Raw genomic sequence first — 21997 nt, 5'->3', positions numbered from 1 at the left:
TAATGCACAAGTCATGCCAATAAAATATCGTTATTTAACAGTGGCTTATTGTTATTTTAATTTTGACACTGAAGAATTAGGCAAGCTATATTTTTGACGCCCACAAGAAAGCCCGAGCATATCCCGGGCTGAAATAGAACATTATGACGAGACTATGCAGGAAGGTGGATCCCCTGCTCGCGCATTTGCGCTATTTTGTAGCGTAAGGTACGCGGGCTGATCCCTAAGGCATCAGCAACATCCTTACGCTTACCGTTGAAGCGCGCTAAGGTATCGAGAATTATTTTGTGCTCTTTGTTTTTAAGCTCATCTTTAAAGTTATGGGCTTGATCTACACCTTGGGGTGATGCCATTGGCAGCTCATCATAGTGTTGATTGAGCGCAGAGGGCATATCTTGGTGCGCATTGAGCTCAACTTCATCATCAGTGACGAACTCTTCGATATAAATGGCGCTGGCGTGCACCTCGTCACCGGATTTTAAGATCAGCGCACGCTGAATAACATTATCAAGCTCACGCACATTTCCCGGCCAAGTATGCGCCATTAAGCGCTCTTTGGCATCGGCACTGAGCGAGGCAGTCGCTTGTTTGCTAGCTTGGCAATGGCGCTCCAATAAATGTTCAGCCAGTGGAATAATATCCCCGGGACGCTGATTGAGCGGCAACCAGGTCAGCGGGAACACGTTTAGGCGATAATATAAATCTTCCCGGAATATACCGGCTCTGACCGCTTCTTTGAGATCACGGTTTGAAGTGGCCAACACCCGTACGTTGAGCTCGATGGTTTTGCGACTCCCTAAGCGCTCAACCTCGCGCTCTTGCAATACACGTAGCAATTTCGCTTGTAGGCCTAAATCCATTTCAGTAATTTCATCAAGTAAAATGGTGCCATTTTGTGCTTGCTCAAATTTACCTGGACAGGCGTTCACAGCGCCAGTGAACGCGCCTTTCTCGTAACCGAACAAAGTCGATTCAAGCATGTTTTCGGGAATGGCTGCACAATTAATAGCGATAAATGGCGCCTCTTTGCGCGGCGATTGGTCGTGAATATAGCGCGCCAATACCTCTTTACCACTCCCGCTTGGACCCATCACCATGACACTCGCGTCACTGTCAGCCACTTTATTGGCTAAATCGAGTAGCGCCAAACTTTTGGCATCAGCGACCACTGGGCCACTTTGGCTAGCCGTCTCATTGGGTAAATAACGACTCACTAAATTCAGTAAGACCTCGGGGGCAAATGGCTTTGCCATATAGTCGATGGCACCCAGACGCATGGCTTCGACCGCATCATCAATAGTGGCGTAGGCCGTCATCATTAATACCGGCATGTCTGGATAGTTAAGCTTGATGCTTTTTAGTAATTCAATGCCATTAATACCGGGCATCTGCACATCACTGACCACTAGAGCAACACTGTGCTCTTTTAGCATCATGATTGCTTCTTCACCACTTTTTGCTGCAATGCAGCGAATATCTGACAGTGTTAATGTATCGATTAGGGCTTCGCGTAACCCCTTGTCATCCTCGACAACAAGTACATAGTTATTCATTGCTCTGCTCCTGGGTATTGCTGTGCAAAACAGGAAGCGTTAGCGTAAATTGCGCGCCACCGTTTTGAAGGTTCTCTACTTTTATTTGCCCCTTATGGGCATTCACCACTGAGGCAACCACAGCCAGACCTAAACCTGTGCCCTGACGCTTAGTGGTAAAAAAAGGCTCAAAAATTTTGTCAATAATCTCTTCATTGATCCCTGGGCCATTATCGCTAATGATGATATCGACATAATCACTGTTCGTGCGTTGACGACGTGCCTGCATCTTAATATGCGCACCACCGCCTATCACCTGTAAACTATTGTGCACCAAGTTATTGATGGCACTGGCCAAGGCAGTACGATTGCCCATGACTTCGATATCGGGCTCAGGAAGCTGTACTTGTAGATGCGCTTCATGCTCGCTAAGCATGGCTTCACTGCCAGAATTTACATCATTAAGTAACTGCCCTAATGACATCGGCTCAACGACTTGCTGCTCACCACTTTTGGCAAACAACAACATATCATTCACTTGGTTTTCCAAATCTTTTAAACGCGACATGAGCTTATCGTGACAGTGGGCACGCGATTGATTATTCAATCGCGACGAGCCCAAATTGGCCCCATATAACATGGCTGCCGAGAGCGGTGTACGCACTTGGTGGGCTAAAGTAGCCACCATTTTGCCAAGCGCGCTTAAACGTTGCATGTGCGCCACTCTTGATTGCAAACGACGCGTTTCCGTTAAATCGGTCATTAAAATAAGCTGCCCGGGCTCGGGCGTGAGCGCGCGGATTTCTAATTTTATACGCCGTCCATCGCGCAACGACACTTCATGGCCATCGTCCTGTTGCGGGCGGAATGAGCGCTGGATCACCGCAAACCATTTCTCACCTTCGAGCGGCTCGCCTAACATATCACTGGCAATTTGATTGGCTTTGGCTATCATTCCCTGTCCATCAAGCACCACCACACCCGCAGGCATGGTATCGACTAAATGACTCAGCCAGCTGGCTTGTAGCCGCAAGTCGCTCAGCTCTCCAACGTAAGCCTCTTGCGCTAATGCCGGGCTAAACTGGCCATGATGAAGGATTTGTGGGTTGATAACACTCGCTAATGCCATGATTTTCACTCTTAAACACAAGGTCTAATCCATAAAAGCACAAAGCGTACCAACTTTATTTTATTTAATATTCATAAAGTTACATTGTTATTATTGCTATCAAAAAAATGACACTGTATAAAAAAACAGTTACCTGATACATTAGTTGATAATGCTTTCTACAAGGAGTTTTTATGTGTATTCGCTGCGCCTGGGTGGACTTAAGTAAGCCCGATTACGTTGCCTACCATGACGATGAATGGGGTGTGCCTGTTTATGATGATCAACGCTTATTCGAGTTTATTACTCTCGAATCGGCACAAGCTGGTTTGAGCTGGTATACCATTTTAAAAAAACGAGACAACTACCGCCGTGCTTTTGCTGACTTTGATATTCACACTGTTGCCGCTTTTGATGGCGAAGACATCACGCGCTTGCTCAATGATGCCGGTATTGTGCGCAATAAGTTAAAAATTAATGCCGCTATTAATAACGCTCAACGCTTTATTGAAATTCAACATCAGTTTGGTAGCTTTAGCGCGTATCAATGGCAATTTGTGAATGACAGACCGCGCGTCAACAGCATCGCGAGTCCTGAAGATTACGTAGCAACCAGTGAGCAATCCGATATTTTTGCTAAAGATTTGAAAAAGCGTGGCTTTAAATTTTTAGGATCCACTACAGTGTATGCTCATATGCAGGCTTGTGGCATGGTTAACGACCACCACAACCAATGCTTTCGCAAAGAGCAGGTGATCGCTTTGTATTAGCTTTGAACCTGAGTTAACTACTTAAGGGGCGCTGGCACCGCGTGTGTTACTGCGGCAAAGCTAATCGCGGTTGAGATTATATTTTTTCATTTTCTCAACTAAGGTGGTGCGACGCACGCCCAGCACCTCAGCAGCACGGGCAACAACATAGTCATAGCGCTCAAGCGCTTGCGTGATAAGACTCACTTCTAACTCTGCAAGGTATTCTTTGAGGTTGACTCCATCATCAGGCAGCACCCCAATATTGTCCGCTGCAGATTCATGCTCAGCAGGTAGTTGCTCATCGTCATCAACAAAGCCTTCACCGAAAATATCATTCAGGGCTTGGCGCTCTAATAGCTCTTCGGGGTACTCTGGAACAAATGCTTCAACATCAAGATGCTGATATTTCTTCGGTAAGTCTGGTACATCAACCACTTGATCCGGAAACATAATCACCATGCGTTCGACAAGATTACCGAGCTCACGAATATTTCCGGGCCACGTATGGCCTTTTAAACTTTCAATGGCGCGGTCGGTAAACTTAACGCTTTGACCGCTTTGCTGGGCTGTTCGCTTAGTCAGCTCTTTGAGCAATAAGCCAATATCATCGCCACGTTCACGCAAAGCCGGATTCTCGATGGGGAAAACGTTCAAGCGGTAGTATAGATCTTCACGGAAATCTCCCGCTTCAATCATTTGCTCTAAGTTTCGGTGCGTCGCTGCGATGACTCGAACGTCGGCTTGAATGGCTTTGGTACCACCAACTCGCTCGTAAGTACGCTCTTGCAATACACGCAGTAACTTAACCTGCATTTGCAATGGCATATCGCCGATTTCATCCAAGAACAATGTACCACCTTGAGCCAACTCGAATCGCCCCTTACGCGCTGATATGGCGCCAGTAAATGCGCCTTTTTCATGGCCAAACAATTCGCTTTCTAATAATTCGCCGGGGATAGCGCCACAGTTTACCGGCACAAACGGGCCTGAACTTCGTCCCGAAAGAAGGTGCACGTTACGAGCGACCACTTCTTTACCGGTGCCCGACTCCCCAAGAATGAGTACATTTGCTTCCGTTTTCGCCACCTGAGAGATTAAAAAGCGAACATGATTGACGGCTTCAGTATCCCCCACTAAGCCATTGAAGGCTTTTGGATTGTGCGCACTTTGGGTGGGCTTCATGCGCGCATACTGCTGACAGTCATGGAGCAATTGGGTGGTTACATCATGGTGAAAAGGCTCGGTTATAAGGCCAATGACGTTAGCGATATCTAATAAGGGCTTTAACGTTTCACCAATTAATAAAAATGGTAACTCTGGATGCGCTTTAATTAATTGCTGGTGTTCGCCGTTATTGAGTGCCCCGAGCACAATAATGGGCTCGTGGTGCTTATCAATATTTGCACACAAATCACCTGAGGTGGTCAGTTCATTAGCCTCACCCACAAAGGTTAGTGCTGAGCTCAACCCTTGGGCTCGAGTCGTATTGTCATCTAGAATCAGGATCATCGCGCCGCCAAATACTAAGCGATTGTTATAACTCTAGATTGTATTGCAGTTCAGGGAGGATTCAAGGAAAAGCGGCATGTTTTTGACGTTAATGCCAAAAATCAGACGCTTTTCCTAGTTTTGTTTGATTCAGCGCATAGTGAACCACCATTACAGCAGTCCTAAAATTGCGGCGGCGTTTTGGTTAGCTTGGCCGCGCAGCGCGATAGATGCTTGGTTAAGGATGTCATTACTGGTGCGCTCGCTCACCGCTTTTGCATAGTCGGTGTCAGCAATGCGGCTTTGACTTGCTGCAACATTCTCGTTTTGCTCGCTAAGCGAGCGAATTTGACTGCTTAGGCTATTCTCGAAAGCGCCCAGCTGCGCTCGCTGCTGGTTAACCTGCTCTGCGGCTTGCTCAGTCACATCTAACGCTGAATTAGCGCCCGCTTGAGTGGTGATATCAATAGCATTTACGGCACTAAGGAAGTCGCTATTAGGCTGTTCAAGGGCGTTTGTTTGATTCGCATCAGCGCCAATTTGGAAGCTGACACTTTGGCCATCAAATAACGGCTTCCCGGCAAAACTGCTTTGCTCTAACGTGTTGGTAATTTCGCTTTGCAGTTGCACGACCTCTTCTTGCAAAGCCTGGCGGTCGCTATCGGAAAGTGCACCATTACCAGCTTGTATGGATAGCTCGCGAATACGGCCAACAGAATCATTGACGTTACTCAATGCTGACTCACTCACTTGCACATAGGAAATACCGTCATAGGCATTACGGCTGGCCTGTGTAAAACCATTTTGCTGCGCCGTTAAGCGGTCAATAATTTGAAGCGCAGCTGCATCATCAGCCGCTGAGTTAACGCACTTACCTGTAGCGAGTTGCTGATCTAATTGCGTCGAACGAGTATTGATTGACGCTAGTTGGCTTGCAGCTTCTGAGTTGATTTTCATAACCTGCCTCCTGGAGTTTTGTGGCCTGCACTTATACTAAAGTGTAGAACATTGGTCTCCAACAAGCACTTTAAATCGCTGTCCATCCACCATCTAAGAATAAACTCTGGCCGGTCATATAGTTAGATAATTCACTACTAAGATAAGCAATGGCTCCTTTGACGTCTTCTTCTGTGGCCATTCGAGCCAAAGGTACTTTGGCATTATATTTATTCAAGAATGAATCTGGCTGGCCACGCTCAATGCCGCCTAGTACTATATTATTTACTCGGACTCTAGGTGCAACATTGGCAGCTAACCAGCGTGTCAATTGCATCAACCCCGCTTTGCTGGTGGCATATGCAGCTGGATTGCCCATATCGGTGCCTTCATACATGTCCATTTGTGGGCCAACAACGCCGTAAATTGAGGAGATATTAACGATCCTTGCTGCGGCACCGGGCGTGTTTTTCATTAGCTCATAAGCGTGTTGGCACAGCTGAAACGGCGCAGATAAATTCACATTTAGGCAGTCGTTGAAAGTCTCTAATGACTGCTGCTCAAAAGGCACACACCAGCCTGAGAGCTTATCAGTGCCAACAAACGCTGCGTTATTAATGAGAATGTTGAGCTTGCCTTGAGTGAGCTCGCTAACCTTAGCCATTGCTGTGCTTATTTCACTTGGCTGTGATAACTCGCAAGAGAGAGTATGAACTTTGTCAGTGCTGCCATACACCGAGCTATGGACTTGTTGTAACTGCTGTTCACTTCTATCTAGTAAAATCACATGAGCACCAAGCTCTAGCAGCGTTTGCGCTGCAGCATGGCCAACATGCCCAGCACCACCGGTGATCAATGCCCATTGGCCATTTAACTGTTGTAATTGTGACAATGTTCTCATACTTTCCTCATTCTCTTAGCCAACAGCTCGGCGAAATCAAAATCCAATTGTGTATCGATATCTACGGCTCGCTCTGCGGGTACGCAAATACTGGTTACTTTCCCCGCCAATAAGCCTGAGGCTTGGCGGATATAAGCTGGCCGCGCGGCGTACACCACTGTAGTAATATCATAAACGCTGGGCGCGTCTTGCCGGCGCGAAACCCCTGACGGCGTCTCGCATACTAACTGCACAGTTTCGTCCTGCTGACGCATTACCATATTAAAGAAAGGACTACGTCCCGCAGGTGTTGTTGAAATGCAAATATCTGCACCGACTTTTTGCAACTGCTGCAAAGCCCCTTCAATGTCTTCACTGGCGCGCAATGGGCTTGTCGTTGGTAAGCTGATAAAAGTGTCAAACTGACCATATTTTTCCTCGACCCACTGCACAGCATGCTGCCAAGCAAGCCACTCTGGTGAGTCATCCTGTGCCAAGGCCATGGGCCTGATTATAACCTCAGCTCCGCGTTCTTTCGCTAGACGAGCTATCTCTGGATCCTCAGTTGAGACAAAAACCCGCGATATCAAAGAAGTGGCTTTAGCTGAATCAATCGACCAATGTATTAACGGCTTTCCAGCCAAAGGAAGAACATTCTTGCGAGGCAGTCCCTTTGAACCCCCTCGAGCAAAGATAAAAGCATAATGGTTCATTAGGCACTCTGTTTTATAACATCAATAAGGTTAACGACTTCTAAAGCTTGCGCCACGCTCGCCCCTTGATAAGGTCGCTGTGCGATTTGGTTATGAAAATTATCCAACATATCCAGATACATAGTGTTGGCTTGCCAATGAGAATCGCCAAACTGTTGGCTCTGCCCTTGCGAGTCTGTTAACACCAACTCGTTTCTTAGTAAATTCCAATCAAGGCGGCCTTTATTTCCTATCACACGGCAAAATCGTTGTGGTTGACGTTGCAAGAAATCAAGATGTATTTGCACATGCGCGTCATGCTCGGTACGCAGGCTAACATCAACTAAGTCCTCTACCTCTAAGCCAAGCTCCGATGATGAACGCAAATGGGCGTGGCTTAGTGCCAAAGGACCAAATATCCAGCGAGCGTAATCCAACTCATGGCTCAGCTCCAACAAGGCACCGCCGCCAAGCTCTTTACGCGCTGACACTGAATCACGGTAGTCTAAACCTGATCGCCATTGTGGCAAATATTGGCCAACCTCAATGTGGATATTATAGATTTCGCCCACTGCATGTTGCTGAACCAGATCTTTCATGATTCGTGCTGTCGGCATAAACCGCAAGCAGTAACCCACTGCACAAGCAGGAGCTGATGGCTTCTGAGCACATCTCAACAATTCCTGAGCTTGGTCTAGGCTTGCACCCAGTGGTTTCTCTATAAGGCATGGAATTCCTGCCTCTAGCAGCGACTTACCATGGCTTGCATGTAGATTCGCAGGTGACGCGACAATGACGTACTCAGGTCGCAATTCAATCAGCTCATTAAGTTGCGTTACACAAGCATCGGCATGGGCCGGCAAAGTTGTTAATTGTCGATTGCTTGCTGGCATGGCGATAACTCGAGCGTCGGGTTTTAGAGCCTTCAAATTCTTTCTATGGCGATGAGAGATATTACCTAAACCAATAACGGCTACGCTTTGCATTAACCCATTCCCAGACTACGAATATCCACCTGAGCGCGATTGAAATCGTCCATCCGGCCTATATCAAGCCAGTATTCATGGATGGGAAACATTAATACATCTTTATCTTTAGCTATTCGCTGCTCTAGCACGGTGGGCATATCGATGCGATGATTAAAGGGTACAGAGCTGATCACTTCAGGGGAAACCACATAGATACCGGCGTTAACAAAAAACCGTTGTATTGGTTTTTCCACCATATCGGTGATTCGACTTCCTTCGCCTTGAATAACACCGTAAGGAATTTGATACTCGTACTCACGCACACACATTGTTGCGTCTGCGCCATTCTCACAGTGAAACTCTAGTAAACGCGCAAAATCGACTTTTGTTAGTACATCACCATTCATTAAAATTAATGGTAGGTCACGTCGCATACTTTTTGGCAATAAACCGAGAGCCCCCCCTGTCCCCAAGGGAGACTCTTCATGGACATATTCTATTTCGACCCCCCATTGGCTCCCATCGCCAAAGTGCTCTTCGATTTGTTCAGGCATGTAGTGGGTTGAGATATAAAAATTACTGAAGCCTGCTTTGACAAAACTTTTCAGAACGGTTTCTAGTATCGGCTTATTGCCTACCTGCAACATAGGTTTAGGGCAGTGGTCGGTCAGCGGACGTAATCGTGTACCAAACCCGCCAGCCATGAGAAAAACAGGGTTATCAAACTTTGGTTTACTTAACACATGCTTGAGGGTCTGTAATCCGACCACTTTACCCTGGCGCACCACGGGAATAGATAAAATTCCCTTTTGCTCCATAGTCTCAATAAGCTGTTCTTTAGGTGTGCCTACCTCCGCGCATATCGGCGAGGTATTCATGACCTCCGATAACGCAACTTCCAACCCGAGATTATTTAATAACGCACGTCGTATATCACCATCGGTAATCACACCCAGTAAGTGTGTTTGCTTATCAACAATGAGTACCACTCGCGACGCTTGTGTATTTATCACTTCAAGCGCTTCGCGCAGAGACTGCTCTGGGGCCATTAATATTTCTTGCCATGAAAAACTCATCTGGGTCTCCCTTTATTTCTGCTTCGCCCGTGCACCATAAACAACAGCGTTACTCTCGACATCTCTATCAACCAGTGCCCCTGCACCGACCACCGCGCCGGCACCGACTTTAACGCTCGGTAATACAGTCGCACCTGCTCCTATGTATGCATGCGGGCCAATTTCAGCACCGCCTAACAGCACAGCACCGGGGGCTATATGGCTAAAGCTTGCCACCTTGCAATCATGCTCGATTAAGGCCCGAGTATTCACTACCACATGTTGCTCTATGTGCGCGCCTGCATTAATTATCGCCCCACTTAACACCTGCCCCCCTAGCTGCACACTGGCATAAGTCGAAACTTCTGCGGAGTCGGCAATAACGGTTGCAAAACGATAACCTCTACTTTGCAAGTTTGACGCCAGCTTCGAGCGACTGTCGCCGTAGGGTTGCGGGCCAATGCCGATAACCACCTGACAATCTTCAGGATTAAATAACGTCACGTCTTGATCATCTTTATAGTGAGTTATTCCTATCAATGCTTGGCGTTGAATAGATTGTGGCGAGAACACGGCTGTGAGTGGCTGCCCTTGTTTCATTAATATATCGGCCAGCACACTGGCATGCCCACCAGCGCCAAACATCAAAATGGCTGGTTTATTCATTGATTAAGTCGCCAGGCTTGTAATTTTGCGAGGCGTTACAGTTCAGTAAGCGCCAATACAGGTGCGGAGACATTCCCGTACCTGGCCTTTTCACCGCAAGGTTACATTGTGTAAAGGGCGCACCGGCAGGGATTTCCTCAGCCGCAACTAAACTCTTACGAGCTGCAGCTTTATTATTAATTTCACTTGCTGTGGGCATTTTCACACCATGACCCAGCGCCTGCTCGCTTTGGCGAATATAACGTATCATATGTTGAAGCTCTTTTGGTTCTAGGGATGCCTTGTGATCGGGCCCAGGCAAATTACAATCCAAGGTAAAGTGCTTCTCAATGACCGTTGCCCCTTTGGCCACAGCAGCCACAGGCACCAGCCAACCAGCACTATGATCGGAGTAGCCTACAGGTAAATGAAAAGCCTGTTTCATACTGTCCATTGCGCCTAAATTGATTTCATCCAACGGTGCTGGGTACTCAGTTGTACAATGTAAAAGTGTAACCTTGTCACGCAAACACTGTTGTCCACGCTCACTGGCATACGCTTTTGCAAAGTCCCCCTCTTGCGGACTCTCACTGTCAGGGTGAGTTAACCCATATGCGATAACCGACAACGCCTGCTCGACCTCCCCTAAAGTCGCCATGCCTGTTGACACTATGAGGTCGCAACCTGTTTGAGCGTGCTTTAATAACAATGGCGCATTGGTAAGCTCCCCTGAGGGTATTTTTAAACGTTGCAGACCCAAGTCATTAATCAGAAAAGACAGACTTTGCTCGTCAAATGCCGTAGATAAAAACTCCACACCTAATTGCTGACACTCTTGAAGCAGACGACGATGACACTCATAACTCAACTCTAGGCGCTGCAACATGGCAAACTGAGATTCCTGCTTGCCAATATTTTCGCTTTGATAACGCGCTTGTGCAGCATCTTGCGTAACAATTTCTGCCGCTTTAAAAGTTTGAAATTTAACAATATCAGCTCCAGCCGCATGGGCTTGGCGCACAAGTTCAAGCGCTAGGTGCTCATCACCATTATGATTTACGCCTGCTTCAGCAATGATTAAAGTTCGACTATCCATAAGCGTTCTCGGATTGGTAAAAAGGCTGGGGCTGCAACTGTTGTAGATCGATATCAGCCAAAATACTCACTATTTTCTTTGCGGTATTGCCTGAGCCATATGGATTCTCAGCACTTTGGCAAGACATTACAAACTCCGGGCTCAACGCTTTGTTAAGCGCACTGCGTACTTCAGATAACTGACAGTCAATCACCGTACAACTTTTCGGCCGACCTTGTTGCCGAGTACCAATGTTAATTGTTGGCACCTTAAAACTAGGCGCCTCAATAACACCACTTGATGAATTACCGAGCACACAGGATGCACGCTCCATAACACTAAGATAGCGCTTAAAACCAAGGGAGGGACATACCGATACATGGGGCAATGCACTTAATGTTTGCCACTGTGCAATCATTTCTGCACCTTCGCCGTCGGCATTGGGATAGGTGATCATAAAGTTTAAATCGGTACGCTCTTTAACCACGTCAACAAGCGCAGTGATATCATTTTCAGCACTCGTCCCCCGAGTCACAGGGTGATAGGTGACAAGCACTAAAGGAGCGGTGTGATCAGCAAATGTAAGCACAGCATCAAGTCGCTGTTGGCTTGCTCTAGGTGCTGACATGATGTTATCGATGCCCGGCGCACCGACCACAAAAATACGACTCGGTTGCTCGCCTAACTGCATTAGCCGCCTAGCAAAGACCTGCGCTGCAGGAAAGTGAATATCCGCCATTTTACTAATACTATGGCGCAAAGCATCATCAAACGCGCCTTCGGTTACTTCACCGCCGTGTATATGAGCAATAGGAACACCCAAAAATAGCGCCGCTTGCGCGGCCGCGAATGTCTCAAAGCGATCGCCTAACAATAGGATGCAATCTAGATTATGTTGACTAAAAGCGTCAGCAAAACTGATTGTGGCAAGACCTGTGGATTTTGCCACGCCTACTTTGGATGCCGATGAAAGCAACATTTCCACAGTCACTATATTTTCAACACCACTGTCCCTGAGCTCGTCTATAGTCAAACCATATTCAGGCGACAAGTGCGTGCCACAAGCAAATGTGTAAGTGTCGAAGTCGCCGTGGCTCTGTAGCAGTAAAATCGTGCGACACAGCAAGCCAAAATCAGCTCTGGTTCCGGTTACTATCCCTATTTTCTTCACCTTACCTCCTTTTCGGGCGCAACCGAGCTCGGTATATTGACCAAATGATCAGCAAGAAATTCGGAGTTTGTCAGTGGTCCTCGAGGAGCACTATTAAACATTGGTAAGGTGTGCATTAATTGCCAGACAGGCCTGGTCATTATACCGGCTGAATTACTTTGCTTTAAAAATGCATCGCGATATTGTCGTGAGGGGCATAACAGCGCATTGAGCCAGAAGTTTGAATGAGCATCTTGAGGCTCATCCACAAACACCAGTTCACTGTTATTAAAGTGGGCTTTATAGGTTGCTGCTAATCGACGCTTATTTTTCAGATAAGCCGGTAGCTGTTCCATTTGTGCGCACCCCAAAGCGGCATTGATATTAGGCATGCGATAATTGAAAGCGAGTTCATCATGATAAAACTCATAAGCATGTGCCACTTTCGCTGTTGTTGTTATATGTTTAGCGCGCTGGCCCAATTCAGGTGTGCCGCACAAAACCATACCTCCACCGCCTGTTGTTATGACTTTATTGCCATTAAAGCTAAGCGCCGAGAAATCAGCAAAGGTCCCTGTGTGCTGGTTTTTATAAAAGCTTCCCAAACTCTCTGCCGCATCTTCAACTAGCGTAATATGGTAGCGTTCACAGACCTCTTTCAATGCATCCATTTTGGCTGGGTGACCAAAAGTGTGCATCGGCATCACGCTAGCTATTCTAGCGCCACAAGTGTGATAACACTGGCCATCACGAATCTCACTGTGAGCACTTAAATAGTCCTCAAGAGCGATTGGGCAAAGACTGAGCGACTCCCGGCAAACATCAATAAAAAGTGGTGTGGCCCCAAGGTGGGCAATGGTATTACACGTAGCGACGAATGTAAGGGCTTGAGTGATAACAATATCACCACTTCTTACACCTGATAGGAATAACGCGGTATGCAATGCAGCCGTGCCATTAACCGTGGCAACGGCTGCGCCAGCCCCGGTGAAAGTGCAAACTTGGTCTTCAAACTTACCAACATAAGCACCTACACTGGATACAAACGTGGATTCTAGGGTATCCGATACATAACGCTTTTCATTGCCATTGAATCGAGGGGCATGCAGTGGAATAAAGTCATTGGTACCGTAGTGATTACGCACCAATTCTACTAATTTTTTGACCTCCTCCATCACATTTTCCCATCTAGATAACGACCCATTTCGGTATGGGAAAATTCAGGAAGCAGTTTGATAAACTCAGCGACAAGATCAGCCTTACTCCATCGTCCCGCACTTTTCATAGCATTAATATTGTCTACAAATGCGCTTAGCTTGGTCGAGTCATAGGCAAGCTTACTCTTGACGATGCCAAGGTCATCAAAGCGTGTCATATCCAGCTCTTCTGTCGGGGTATAAAACTCTTCGATGTCTTTTTCCCCGGTGGTGTCACTGGAACTAAATAAACAAGGCCATTGCCCTTGTTGGGGCAATGAGTGCACTAATTCACGTGCTTGTTGTTCACTCTCACATATAAAGGGCTCATATCCACGTTGATGTAGATAGGCCTTTGCAATCTCACTAAAGGTTTGTAAGTGCAATTCATCACTGAGTTTAGGAAAGAAAATATCTCCATTGTCACCTAACAAACATGACATCAAGCATAATTGCCCTGACTCTGTTGGGGTGACAAAATAACGTTTAACGTCGCTAGGAGCGACAATAGGTTGTTGCTTCAGTAGCCGTTGATTGAAACCGTGAAGTAACGAGCCATCACTAAAGGCCACATTAGCAAAACGAGCCATTGAGACGGGTATTTGCATACCGGCACGCATGAGAAACATTTCCATGATACGTTTTGATGCACCCATCATATTTACTGGGTTCGCTGCTTTATCAGTGGAGACGCTGAAGTACTTGCTGCTGTTATGGGCAATTGCCTGGCGTAATGATTGTTCAGTATTAAAGATGTTTGTGTTAATCATACGCATCAGCGTATAGGGATCTTTCTCACTGCGCACATGCTTCAATGCAGAAAGGTTAAGCACATAATCGTATTTAGGTTGTTGTTCGATAAAGGCGCGATACTCTAAGCTGCCAATATCCAAAGCAAAAGTTTGGAAGTCTCCCTCGATGTACCCTAATGACGAGCGTATATCGCGCACTAGTTCCACCAAATTATTTTCGCTAATATCGATAACGTGGAGGGCTTGAGGACTGCGCTTAAAGATCTCTTTGCATACGGCTTGACCAATAGTCCCTGCGCCACCGAGCACTAAAAAACGTGACGCTGACACTTTCGCCGACAACTCTTGCTCATGCGCTGTGAGATCCTTTGAAAAGAGCGGCTGGCTGCGACTGACTACTCGCAATATATCCATCACTTGGCCTCTTTATATTGCTGATACTGTGGTTTTGTCCAAGTACACTTTGCTTTCCAATTAACAGGGAAGTCATCTTTAATATCGGCCAAGAACTGATGCCATAAATCTAGGCAGCGTTGAAATTCTTGTAAGGTTGCAGCTTCGTCTTCAAAGTAATACAGCAGGCTCACCATAGGGCAATGGAAATACAGTAAAGTACCTTTAATTAGATGGAATAAGTGTCTATATTTTGATGCTTTATAAGCGAAAACGACTCGCTGCTGGGCTTTCAATATGGCTTGCGCTTCATCTCGAGTAGCATAAGGACGCTGGCCTATTTCAATAAGGTAATCACACAGAGAAGCCAGCTCATCAAAGCCCATGGACTGCTCAATATCATCAAACTCCAAAGTATCAAAATAATTACTTTTAATGCCCTCGACGAGAGCGCTCTTATCCAATGGCACGCTTAATGGCACCAACGATTGCTCCTCTACGGCCATGGCGCCTTCTAACTTCGCTCCCTCGCCGACATTGTATATTTTTATATGGTTCCCCAGCTGCATGATAAGTCGCTCAAAACTCGCTTTGGACATAGCCATAAGCGGTGTCGCCATCACATCGTGCTGCAAGTTACCATCGAAGCGGATTTTCGCACCATCAAGCACTTTAAAGCTGCTCTTGTGCTTATCATCGTTATATATGCTCAAGGAAGAATGCGTTTTACCACTCAAACTGTAACCGTTATCGACGCCGAATAGATAAATGTCCCTAAAGCCTAACAAGCAGGCATAAGAAAATGCAGTGTTGGAAACAAAAGGCCCGCAAGCCGGCAGCTCACTTACTTGGCGACCATATTTAAGCAAGCTCTTCATTGCTAAAAACGCGGTGGCCGACTCAGGCCCCTTTAATGCCATTCCAGCCCATTTGTACAACCCCAAAACATCAGGGTACATGACGTCTACGGTCAATAAGTTAGTATCATGGTAGCCCTGCTCTGGCTCTATTGTCTTTTGGATGTCGTAAGTAATCCTGGGCCTTTCTACTAGCACATGAAAGTCCGGAGTAATACCAGCCTTTAGCAAACTTTGATAGGCAGTCCCTGCCGCTAATATAATAGCCTTATGCTGATTATCACGAAGATAATCTAATGATTCATCTAGCGAAGGGCCATTACCGACAACAAACACGGGGACGTCATGAAGCTCGTTTGCTTTTCGCGGTTGTGCGAAGAAACACTGGGCACCTTGCTCTATATTGTGCACACAATGAGCAAGACCGGTAATAGCGTCGTTGTAAAATCCAAACCCTTGATGTAGCTGGTAATAGTTTTCAAAAAAGGTTTTAATTAGTTGGTTAATCTTCTCCGACGGGTAATGCTGATAGCAAAAACTCATACTCGTCGAAAAAGCCCCTATCTCCCCCGCTAAGCGGAAAACATCTTCAAAAAAGGCTTGATAGTCTAAACCTATATTTATGAACAAGCAGCCATCACTATCGTCAATCTTTTCTATCACCTTATCCCACTCTATGCAGAACAAACTGGCGAAAAAGAGCTCCGGATCCGGCTCACAAATAAACATGTAATCAAAGCTGTGATTTTCTAAAAGCTCAGGAATGTGGTATCCCAGACCGATACCAAAGATAAGAGCCGTCGGATAATGTTCTGGTAAAGCGACGATTTTTTTGTAGTCTTTTTGGTAGACATCATGTAGCACTTGACTTAATCGCTGCATGTACTGCAGGTGTAGCCTGTCGTCGCCAGCCTCCCATGACTTTCTGGCCAAGTAGTCCGCTTGACCGAAGTTAGCTTTCTCCGTATAGCGCTTCAGTTGTTCTCTTGTTTGTTCTAAGGGATCGTCACCGTACAAAGGGACACTGCTGTCCTTCGGAAAAAAGTTGCCATGTCCAGATGTCGTAACATGAAGGCAGAAATCTTCTCTGGTTTGATAGGTTTCTATAAACTGAGCGATATTAGGGTAATATTTTCGGAAGGCCGTCAAATTATTGTCAAACCGCTGATTGGCTTGCTGGGCAAACTCAGCCTCTCGACGTTGATGTTGTTGCGCTTGACTGAGCTTTTGCTCTGCTTCATCTAACGCTTTGTGCAGCTCTGTTTGCTTGTTGTCTGGGCTCATTATGGATCCCGTTTTACTCTATGCTATAGACTAATTTAGCATATTTGTCAGCAAGTTGAGTGCCAATTTGCGACTAAGAGAGGAAGGGGCTATCGAGGTATATCATATGCTCTAAGTTTGCTTTGGTTTGCAGTAAAGTTAGAGAGGTCTCGTTTTACGTTTGTTCGCTTACTCTCAGCTTGTGCCATGATGCTGCCTAACTGTTCGAACATAGCTGCAAGCTCACTCTCATTCGCTGACACCTCCTTTGCATTTAACGAACGTAACTGCTCATCTATGCGTTGTTGAAGCTCAAGAGCATCGCTAAGACTGTCATTAACGATAGCATCTTGCAAAGATGCTATGTCATCACGAATACGCTCAACCTTATCCAAGCTGAGCCTCTTTAGTATTCAGCGTTTGCTCTCTTACATCGACGGGAATACTGTCCCATGCCGATTTAATCTCTTTCAATAGGGTAATGACTTCTTCTACTTTATCGACACTGTTTTCTACACTGGCATCAATGAGCTGATCGAGCATATAAGAATAGAGTGCGTATAAGTTTTCTGTAACTTCACCGCCTACATTAAAATCAAGACAGCCTCGCAGCGCCTCGATAATAGAGGAGGCTTTGCCCAAATGTTCAGCCTTCGCTTCAAAATTTTTATGCTCAATAGCAACCTTAGCGTGGACCATTTTCTCAACCGCACCAGCCATTAGGATTTGGATAACTTCATATCTATCAGCACCGGCTAGGCGAGTTTTAAGTGCTTCTTTCTGATAATTTTTTACTTTTGCATTATACATAGGTTATCGCCCTTATTAAGATGATGATTTACCGCTGGTGAAGCCTGGTAAGCTTGCAAGCTGTGCACCTAAATACTGTTGGGTCGAGCTCATTTGCGCCAGCAATACATCCAAATTTGAGTATTGCTTACGCAAGCGTGTTTCTAGCTCGCCCATGCGGTATTGGTGGTCTAAAACATCGTCTTCTAGTTCATCAATCTGGTTGTTTATATCCTGTTCCCTGGTTTTTAGAATGCCGCCTGAGTCTACAAATGAGCCAAGTAACTCATCCAGTTTTTTCGCGACACCATTTTCTCCTGCAAATGCCTTGCCAATATCGTCGTAATTAGTATCCATAGCCTCATTGAGACTGCGAACGATGCTCGACTTTTCTAGATAACCTTTTTTATCAACACCCAAACCAATATCAAAAATACTGGTAAATGGACCAGCATCAGTCAACTCGCTTGACAATACACTGACAAGTTGATCGCTCAACGAACGCATGGTCGCATCACCGCGCAGCCCTACTTGGCGCTCTTCGTCATAACTAGTGTGGTAAGCGATTGTACCGACTAAGTTGTTATAGTCTTCGATAAGTTTATCCACTAGCTTAGTGACGCTTTCACGGTCAACACTGACATTGATATCGGCACTTTCACCTGCCGCACTTACTTGCTTTGCAGTAATAGTCATGCCTTGTACGGCATCTTTAAATACATTGCTGTCGTTGACAATCTCAATACCGTCAACGGTAATTTTCGCGTCTTTGGCCTCGTCCCCAGCGGCAATCGACATGCCACCAGCACCACCACCATTAGCTATAGTTGACACAGCATCAAGTTCAGCATTGTCATTGGTGATCACCAAATCGTTACCAACCCCAGTTTCGCTTGAAGTCAGTACCAACTTTGCTTCGCTACCGGTGTTGATAATGTTTGCGGTTACGCCAAAGTTGGCGTCAGAATTATTAATCGCGTCACGCAAATCAGAAAGAGTAGCACCTGCATCCAGTGTTAAATCAAAGCTCTTATCGCCAGCGGCAAAACTAAGCGTGCCTCCTGACGCACTGACCACCGAGGTGTTATCGGCAAAAGCGCCGGCGCCAGACATCGCCCTGCTGCCTTGCGCGAGCTGCTGGACTTCAACGTTAAAGTTGCCTGGAGAAATGTCGCTTGAAGGACTCACCGAGATGATGTCACCACTGGCAGGTTGAGAAATATCGGCCAGTCGCTTGTTAAAATTTTCTGGATCTGCCAGTTTTTCAATGGTGTCTTTAAGTTGAGACAACGCAGATTTAACCGCGCCAATAGATGATAACTCAACTTGCAATCGCTCATCACGCTGAATGAAAGACTGCATTTTAGGAGCATTTTCAGCCTGAACCGATGCTTCGATTATTTGCTCTAAATCTAAACCTGAACCAATACCGGCTTGTGTTATTAATGGCATAAAAAACCTCCTACGTCTCGCGTTTAAGCGGATTGATCAAAGAACACACCGCGATTGTCTAATTTATCGGCGAATTCTTCTAAAGCTTTAGCTATCTCGCGAAACTCTTTCGGTGGGATTTCCCGAATAACTTCTTCACTATCACGATCCACAACCTTCACAACCGGCGGATCGCCAAGCTCATCAAATTCAAAAATCAAGTTCGTAGACCTAATGGGAACAAACTCATTTAGCTTTTCTAAACTCTCACGTAACTCTTCGCTTTGCTTTTGCTGCTTTTCAAATAGCTGCTCTGCAACTACTTGCGATTGCTCACGCTGCGCGTCACTGGTTGATGACTGTTCAGCGCGTACGTCTGTTTGCGGCACCAAATCCGGCTTCTGCGCTGTTTGCTCAGGCGCCTTATTTTGACTTTGCGTCACGTTGCTTTGCAAAATATTTGCCGTGTCTTGACCAAGATTAATTTCAGCCATGGGTTCTCTCCAACATCACCTACTAAGAGTATAAGCCATAACCGACCAGTGGTCAGTTATGGCCCACTCTATCAATTAACCAAGTAGCGATAGAGCGACCTGAGGACGCTGATTCGCTTGGCTCAAGATTGAGCTACTTGCCTGTTGCAAGATCTGGTTTTTAGTCAGTGCGGCTGTCTCAGCGGCGAAATCGGTATCTTTAATGCGTGAACGTGCAGCACTTAAGTTTTCCGAGATGTTCGCTTGGTTGCGAATTGTTGATTGGAAACGGTTTTGTACCGCACCCAGTTCAGCTCGCTTCTTATCAACCACGGCAATCAGCCCGTCCATACCTGCCATGACAACTTGTGCATTGGCTTGGCTAGAAACACTGATACCTGTCTCTGTGAAGTTCGCAGCATATGTTTCACCTGCACCTGATACGCCGGTTGTAGCCTCGCTCAAGCCTTCTAGTTGCGCAGAGAGCACCTCGCCTGTTACCGCACTGGCAATACCGGCGATACCAGAAAGAGTAAAACCACCGTTGGCTGTCAGTGAGTTGGCAGCAGCCGTACCACCTACGTTCTTCATACTAAAACCGATGGTTTGTACCGCATCAGCACCCACTTGGAAACTTGCCTGATAAGTCCCATCAAGTAAGTTCTGACCACCAAAGGTGGTATCAGAAGCAACTCGGTTTACCTCACCCATTAGTGAGCGAATTTCTTCTTGCAGTGCCAAACGGTCTTCATCAGTGTTAGAGCCGTTCGCAGCCTGTTGAGCTAGGGTACGAACACGCTGGAACATAGTGGTCACTTCTTCCATCGCCCCTTCAGCTGTTTGTGCTAAAGAGATACCGTCATTGGCATTTCGGTTACCTTGATTTAAACCATTTACCTGACCGGTAAGACGGTTCGAAATCTGTAGACCAGCCGCATCATCAGAAGCACTGTTGATGCGAAAACCTGAAGACAAACGCTTGAAAGAAGTATCAAGCTCATTGCCCGAATTCATCAGTTGGCGCTGTGCATTAAGCGAACTAACGTTCGTGTTTACATATAAAGCCATATTAGCCTCCGCTTTATCTTAATTATATGAACCTAAGCGAAATACCCCTATTCAGCTTAGATTCACGATAAGAACTAGAGTTACAGTTCTCTAGCTCTGTTATCGACAGATAAAACGAAGGCTTTAATATTTTTTTTAAAATACGAATTAAGTACCAGTTTAACCTTGAAGTAAGCTTAGTGCTGCTTGCGGGCGCTGGTTAGCTTGACCAAGAATAGTTTGACTTGCCTGCTGCAATATTTGGTTCTTGGTCAGTTTCGCAGTTTCCATAGCAAAGTCAGCGTCTTTGATTCGCGATTTTGCAGCACTTAAGTTCTCTGAAATGTTTGCTTGGTTACGAATGGTAGACTGGAATCGGTTCTGCACCGCACCGAGCTCGGCCCGTTTTTTATCCACAACAGCAATAAATGCATCCATACCTGCTAATACGGCTTGGGCGTTTGCTTGCGATGACACACTTATTCCAGTTTCGGTAAATGAGGTGGCAAAGTCATACGAGTTAGCTAGTGCCGTAGTTGCTTCACTCAATCCTTCAAGGGACGCAGATAATGCTCTGTTTGATACCGCTGAGGCGATGGAAGCAATGCCTGAAATGGTAAAGCCACCATTCGCGGTCATGGTATTAGCTGTCTCACCGACATACTTCATACTAAAACCGATGGTCTGCACTGCGTCCGCACCAACCTGGAAGCTTGCTTCATAGGTGCCATCTAGCAGGTTTTGTCCACCAAATGTCGTATCCGATGCGACTCGGTTAACTTCAGAAGAAAGTTGACGTATCTCCTCTTGCAGCGCCAAACGGTCTTCATCGGTATTTGACCCGTTCGCAGCCTGCTGCGCTAGAACACGAATACGCTGGAACATGGATGTCACCTCATCCATCGCACCTTCAGCGGTTTGCGCTAAGGAAATACCGTCATTGGCATTTCGATTACCTTGGTTTAAACCGAGGATTTGTGACTGCAGACGGTCAGAAATCTGTAAACCTGCCGCATCATCGGCTGCACTGTTAATACGCAAGCCTGAAGACAAGCGCTTAAACGAGGTATCTAACTCATTACCAGAGTTCATTAACTGACGCTGTGCATTAAGCGCACTGACGTTGGTATTTACATATAAAGCCATAATAGCCTCTCTTTCACTCTCAATTAGGTTATTAACCGCTGCTTGCGGCGAATTGTTTCCACACTAGGGCGGATCCTTTACGCCGCTTTCAGAGGGGGCTTGGCAATTATTTGCCGTTAAAAACCCGCGCTAGCCGCGTATACGAGTAAGTGAGCAATAAGTGGGCCAATATGAAAAAAGGGCCATTACGGCCCTTGTGTTTGAGAGTGAAATCGACTGCCAAAAAATTGTTATACTTTTTGGCATAATAGCTGCTTATACTGAATGAAGTTGGGTGGGATGTAGCACCCTGCCCAACTTTGGGATTTTTTTAGCAATTAGCTTCCGCTTTAAAATCCAACTTCGCGCCCTTGCTAATACCCCATCAGC

The 21997-nt window shown here is 46.2% G+C and carries 21 protein-coding genes; 1 reads left to right on the top strand and 20 read right to left on the bottom strand.

The window, feature by feature from the left end; translation table 11 throughout:
* Positions 1-152 precede the first annotated feature (152 nt).
* Positions 153-1553, bottom strand: coding sequence for a sigma-54-dependent transcriptional regulator (locus tag PRUTH_RS01955; RefSeq protein WP_045978596.1), 1401 nt, complete (start codon positions 1551-1553; stop codon positions 153-155).
* Positions 1546-2661 (bottom strand): sensor histidine kinase, encoded by a 1116-nt coding sequence (locus PRUTH_RS01950; RefSeq protein WP_151172399.1) that lies wholly within the window; start codon positions 2659-2661, stop codon positions 1546-1548. The genes PRUTH_RS01955 and PRUTH_RS01950 overlap by 8 nt, the downstream gene beginning before the upstream one ends.
* A gap of 173 nt (positions 2662-2834) precedes the next feature.
* Between PRUTH_RS01950 and PRUTH_RS01945 the strand changes: the two genes are divergently transcribed.
* Complete coding sequence (locus tag PRUTH_RS01945) at positions 2835-3410, top strand: DNA-3-methyladenine glycosylase I (protein WP_022944846.1); 576 nt, start codon at positions 2835-2837, stop codon at positions 3408-3410.
* 60 nt (positions 3411-3470) lie between these two features.
* Here PRUTH_RS01945 and PRUTH_RS01940 read toward each other — a convergent pair whose 3' ends face one another.
* The 18 genes from PRUTH_RS01940 to PRUTH_RS01855 form a co-directional block, all read right to left on the bottom strand.
* A complete protein-coding gene (locus tag PRUTH_RS01940; protein ID WP_022944847.1) occupies positions 3471-4901 on the bottom strand; it encodes a sigma-54 dependent transcriptional regulator in 1431 nt (476 codons plus the stop codon).
* 150 nt (positions 4902-5051) lie between these two features.
* A complete protein-coding gene (locus tag PRUTH_RS01935; RefSeq protein WP_151172398.1) occupies positions 5052-5837 on the bottom strand; it encodes a flagellin N-terminal helical domain-containing protein in 786 nt (261 codons plus the stop codon).
* 70 nt (positions 5838-5907) lie between these two features.
* Entirely contained in the window at positions 5908-6717 is an 810-nt protein-coding gene (locus tag PRUTH_RS01930; RefSeq protein WP_045978594.1) for an SDR family oxidoreductase, read from the bottom strand.
* Positions 6714-7409, bottom strand: coding sequence for an acylneuraminate cytidylyltransferase family protein (locus PRUTH_RS01925; protein WP_045978593.1), 696 nt, complete (start codon positions 7407-7409; stop codon positions 6714-6716). Before PRUTH_RS01925 ends, PRUTH_RS01930 begins: the two co-directional genes overlap by 4 nt.
* A complete protein-coding gene (locus PRUTH_RS01920; RefSeq protein WP_151172397.1) occupies positions 7409-8374 on the bottom strand; it encodes a Gfo/Idh/MocA family protein in 966 nt (321 codons plus the stop codon). The genes PRUTH_RS01925 and PRUTH_RS01920 overlap by 1 nt, the downstream gene beginning before the upstream one ends.
* The gene (locus PRUTH_RS01915; protein WP_138507721.1) at positions 8374-9432 is read right to left on the bottom strand and encodes a nucleotidyltransferase family protein; all 1059 of its coding nucleotides are present in this window, start codon (positions 9430-9432) and stop codon (positions 8374-8376) included. Before PRUTH_RS01915 ends, PRUTH_RS01920 begins: the two co-directional genes overlap by 1 nt.
* A gap of 12 nt (positions 9433-9444) precedes the next feature.
* The gene (locus tag PRUTH_RS01910) at positions 9445-10077 is read right to left on the bottom strand and encodes a NeuD/PglB/VioB family sugar acetyltransferase (protein ID WP_151172396.1); all 633 of its coding nucleotides are present in this window, start codon (positions 10075-10077) and stop codon (positions 9445-9447) included.
* A complete protein-coding gene (gene neuB / locus PRUTH_RS01905) occupies positions 10070-11152 on the bottom strand; it encodes an N-acetylneuraminate synthase (protein ID WP_151172395.1) in 1083 nt (360 codons plus the stop codon). Before neuB ends, PRUTH_RS01910 begins: the two co-directional genes overlap by 8 nt.
* Positions 11145-12302, bottom strand: coding sequence for a UDP-N-acetylglucosamine 2-epimerase (neuC, locus tag PRUTH_RS01900; protein WP_151172394.1), 1158 nt, complete (start codon positions 12300-12302; stop codon positions 11145-11147). Before neuC ends, neuB begins: the two co-directional genes overlap by 8 nt.
* Positions 12299-13456 carry a LegC family aminotransferase gene (locus PRUTH_RS01895; protein WP_151172393.1) on the bottom strand — a complete coding sequence of 386 codons (1158 nt, stop codon included), beginning with the start codon at positions 13454-13456 and terminating at the stop codon, positions 12299-12301. The genes neuC and PRUTH_RS01895 overlap by 4 nt, the downstream gene beginning before the upstream one ends.
* Positions 13456-14646 (bottom strand): UDP-N-acetylglucosamine 4,6-dehydratase, encoded by a 1191-nt coding sequence (locus PRUTH_RS01890; protein ID WP_151172392.1) that lies wholly within the window; start codon positions 14644-14646, stop codon positions 13456-13458. Before PRUTH_RS01890 ends, PRUTH_RS01895 begins: the two co-directional genes overlap by 1 nt.
* Complete coding sequence (locus PRUTH_RS01885; RefSeq protein ID WP_151172391.1) at positions 14643-16763, bottom strand: motility associated factor glycosyltransferase family protein; 2121 nt, start codon at positions 16761-16763, stop codon at positions 14643-14645. Before PRUTH_RS01885 ends, PRUTH_RS01890 begins: the two co-directional genes overlap by 4 nt.
* Positions 16764-16852: 89 nt before the next feature.
* Positions 16853-17137 (bottom strand): hypothetical protein, encoded by a 285-nt coding sequence (locus PRUTH_RS01880; RefSeq protein ID WP_151172390.1) that lies wholly within the window; start codon positions 17135-17137, stop codon positions 16853-16855.
* Complete coding sequence (fliS, locus tag PRUTH_RS01875; RefSeq protein WP_045978583.1) at positions 17130-17552, bottom strand: flagellar export chaperone FliS; 423 nt, start codon at positions 17550-17552, stop codon at positions 17130-17132. Before fliS ends, PRUTH_RS01880 begins: the two co-directional genes overlap by 8 nt.
* A gap of 15 nt (positions 17553-17567) precedes the next feature.
* A complete protein-coding gene (fliD, locus tag PRUTH_RS01870) occupies positions 17568-18983 on the bottom strand; it encodes a flagellar filament capping protein FliD (RefSeq protein ID WP_045978582.1) in 1416 nt (471 codons plus the stop codon).
* A gap of 23 nt (positions 18984-19006) precedes the next feature.
* The gene (locus PRUTH_RS01865; RefSeq protein ID WP_151172389.1) at positions 19007-19456 is read right to left on the bottom strand and encodes a flagellar protein FlaG; all 450 of its coding nucleotides are present in this window, start codon (positions 19454-19456) and stop codon (positions 19007-19009) included.
* 75 nt (positions 19457-19531) lie between these two features.
* Positions 19532-20503 (bottom strand): flagellin N-terminal helical domain-containing protein, encoded by a 972-nt coding sequence (locus PRUTH_RS01860; RefSeq protein ID WP_151172388.1) that lies wholly within the window; start codon positions 20501-20503, stop codon positions 19532-19534.
* Positions 20504-20662: 159 nt separating this feature from the next.
* Complete coding sequence (locus PRUTH_RS01855; protein WP_045978580.1) at positions 20663-21628, bottom strand: flagellin N-terminal helical domain-containing protein; 966 nt, start codon at positions 21626-21628, stop codon at positions 20663-20665.
* Between the last annotated feature and the right edge of the window lie 369 nt (positions 21629-21997).

The organism is Pseudoalteromonas ruthenica (genome assembly GCF_008808095.1).
Classification (GTDB): Bacteria; Pseudomonadota; Gammaproteobacteria; order Enterobacterales; family Alteromonadaceae; genus Pseudoalteromonas; species Pseudoalteromonas ruthenica.
The sequence above is the reverse complement of the archived record's forward strand: the minus strand, read 5'-3'. Positions and strand labels throughout refer to the sequence as shown.

What these genes read in the sequence shown, in the direction of transcription:
- PRUTH_RS01955 (WP_045978596.1), bottom strand. Translation starts at nt 1,553, where the DNA reads ATGAATAACTATGTACTTGTTGTCGAGGATGACAAGGGGTTACGCGAA.
- PRUTH_RS01950 (WP_151172399.1), bottom strand. Translation starts at nt 2,661, where the DNA reads ATGGCATTAGCGAGTGTTATCAACCCACAAATCCTTCATCATGGCCAG.
- PRUTH_RS01945 (WP_022944846.1), top strand. Translation starts at nt 2,835, where the DNA reads ATGTGTATTCGCTGCGCCTGGGTGGACTTAAGTAAGCCCGATTACGTT.
- PRUTH_RS01940 (WP_022944847.1), bottom strand. Translation starts at nt 4,901, where the DNA reads ATGATCCTGATTCTAGATGACAATACGACTCGAGCCCAAGGGTTGAGC.
- PRUTH_RS01935 (WP_151172398.1), bottom strand. Translation starts at nt 5,837, where the DNA reads ATGAAAATCAACTCAGAAGCTGCAAGCCAACTAGCGTCAATCAATACT.
- PRUTH_RS01930 (WP_045978594.1), bottom strand. Translation starts at nt 6,717, where the DNA reads ATGAGAACATTGTCACAATTACAACAGTTAAATGGCCAATGGGCATTG.
- PRUTH_RS01925 (WP_045978593.1), bottom strand. Translation starts at nt 7,409, where the DNA reads ATGAACCATTATGCTTTTATCTTTGCTCGAGGGGGTTCAAAGGGACTG.
- PRUTH_RS01920 (WP_151172397.1), bottom strand. Translation starts at nt 8,374, where the DNA reads ATGCAAAGCGTAGCCGTTATTGGTTTAGGTAATATCTCTCATCGCCAT.
- PRUTH_RS01915 (WP_138507721.1), bottom strand. Translation starts at nt 9,432, where the DNA reads ATGAGTTTTTCATGGCAAGAAATATTAATGGCCCCAGAGCAGTCTCTG.
- PRUTH_RS01910 (WP_151172396.1), bottom strand. Translation starts at nt 10,077, where the DNA reads ATGAATAAACCAGCCATTTTGATGTTTGGCGCTGGTGGGCATGCCAGT.
- neuB (WP_151172395.1), bottom strand. Translation starts at nt 11,152, where the DNA reads ATGGATAGTCGAACTTTAATCATTGCTGAAGCAGGCGTAAATCATAAT.
- PRUTH_RS01895 (WP_151172393.1), bottom strand. Translation starts at nt 13,456, where the DNA reads ATGGAGGAGGTCAAAAAATTAGTAGAATTGGTGCGTAATCACTACGGT.
- PRUTH_RS01885 (WP_151172391.1), bottom strand. Translation starts at nt 16,763, where the DNA reads ATGAGCCCAGACAACAAGCAAACAGAGCTGCACAAAGCGTTAGATGAA.
- fliS (WP_045978583.1), bottom strand. Translation starts at nt 17,552, where the DNA reads ATGTATAATGCAAAAGTAAAAAATTATCAGAAAGAAGCACTTAAAACT.
- fliD (WP_045978582.1), bottom strand. Translation starts at nt 18,983, where the DNA reads ATGCCATTAATAACACAAGCCGGTATTGGTTCAGGTTTAGATTTAGAG.
- PRUTH_RS01865 (WP_151172389.1), bottom strand. Translation starts at nt 19,456, where the DNA reads ATGGCTGAAATTAATCTTGGTCAAGACACGGCAAATATTTTGCAAAGC.
- PRUTH_RS01860 (WP_151172388.1), bottom strand. Translation starts at nt 20,503, where the DNA reads ATGGCTTTATATGTAAACACGAACGTTAGTTCGCTTAATGCACAGCGC.
- PRUTH_RS01855 (WP_045978580.1), bottom strand. Translation starts at nt 21,628, where the DNA reads ATGGCTTTATATGTAAATACCAACGTCAGTGCGCTTAATGCACAGCGT.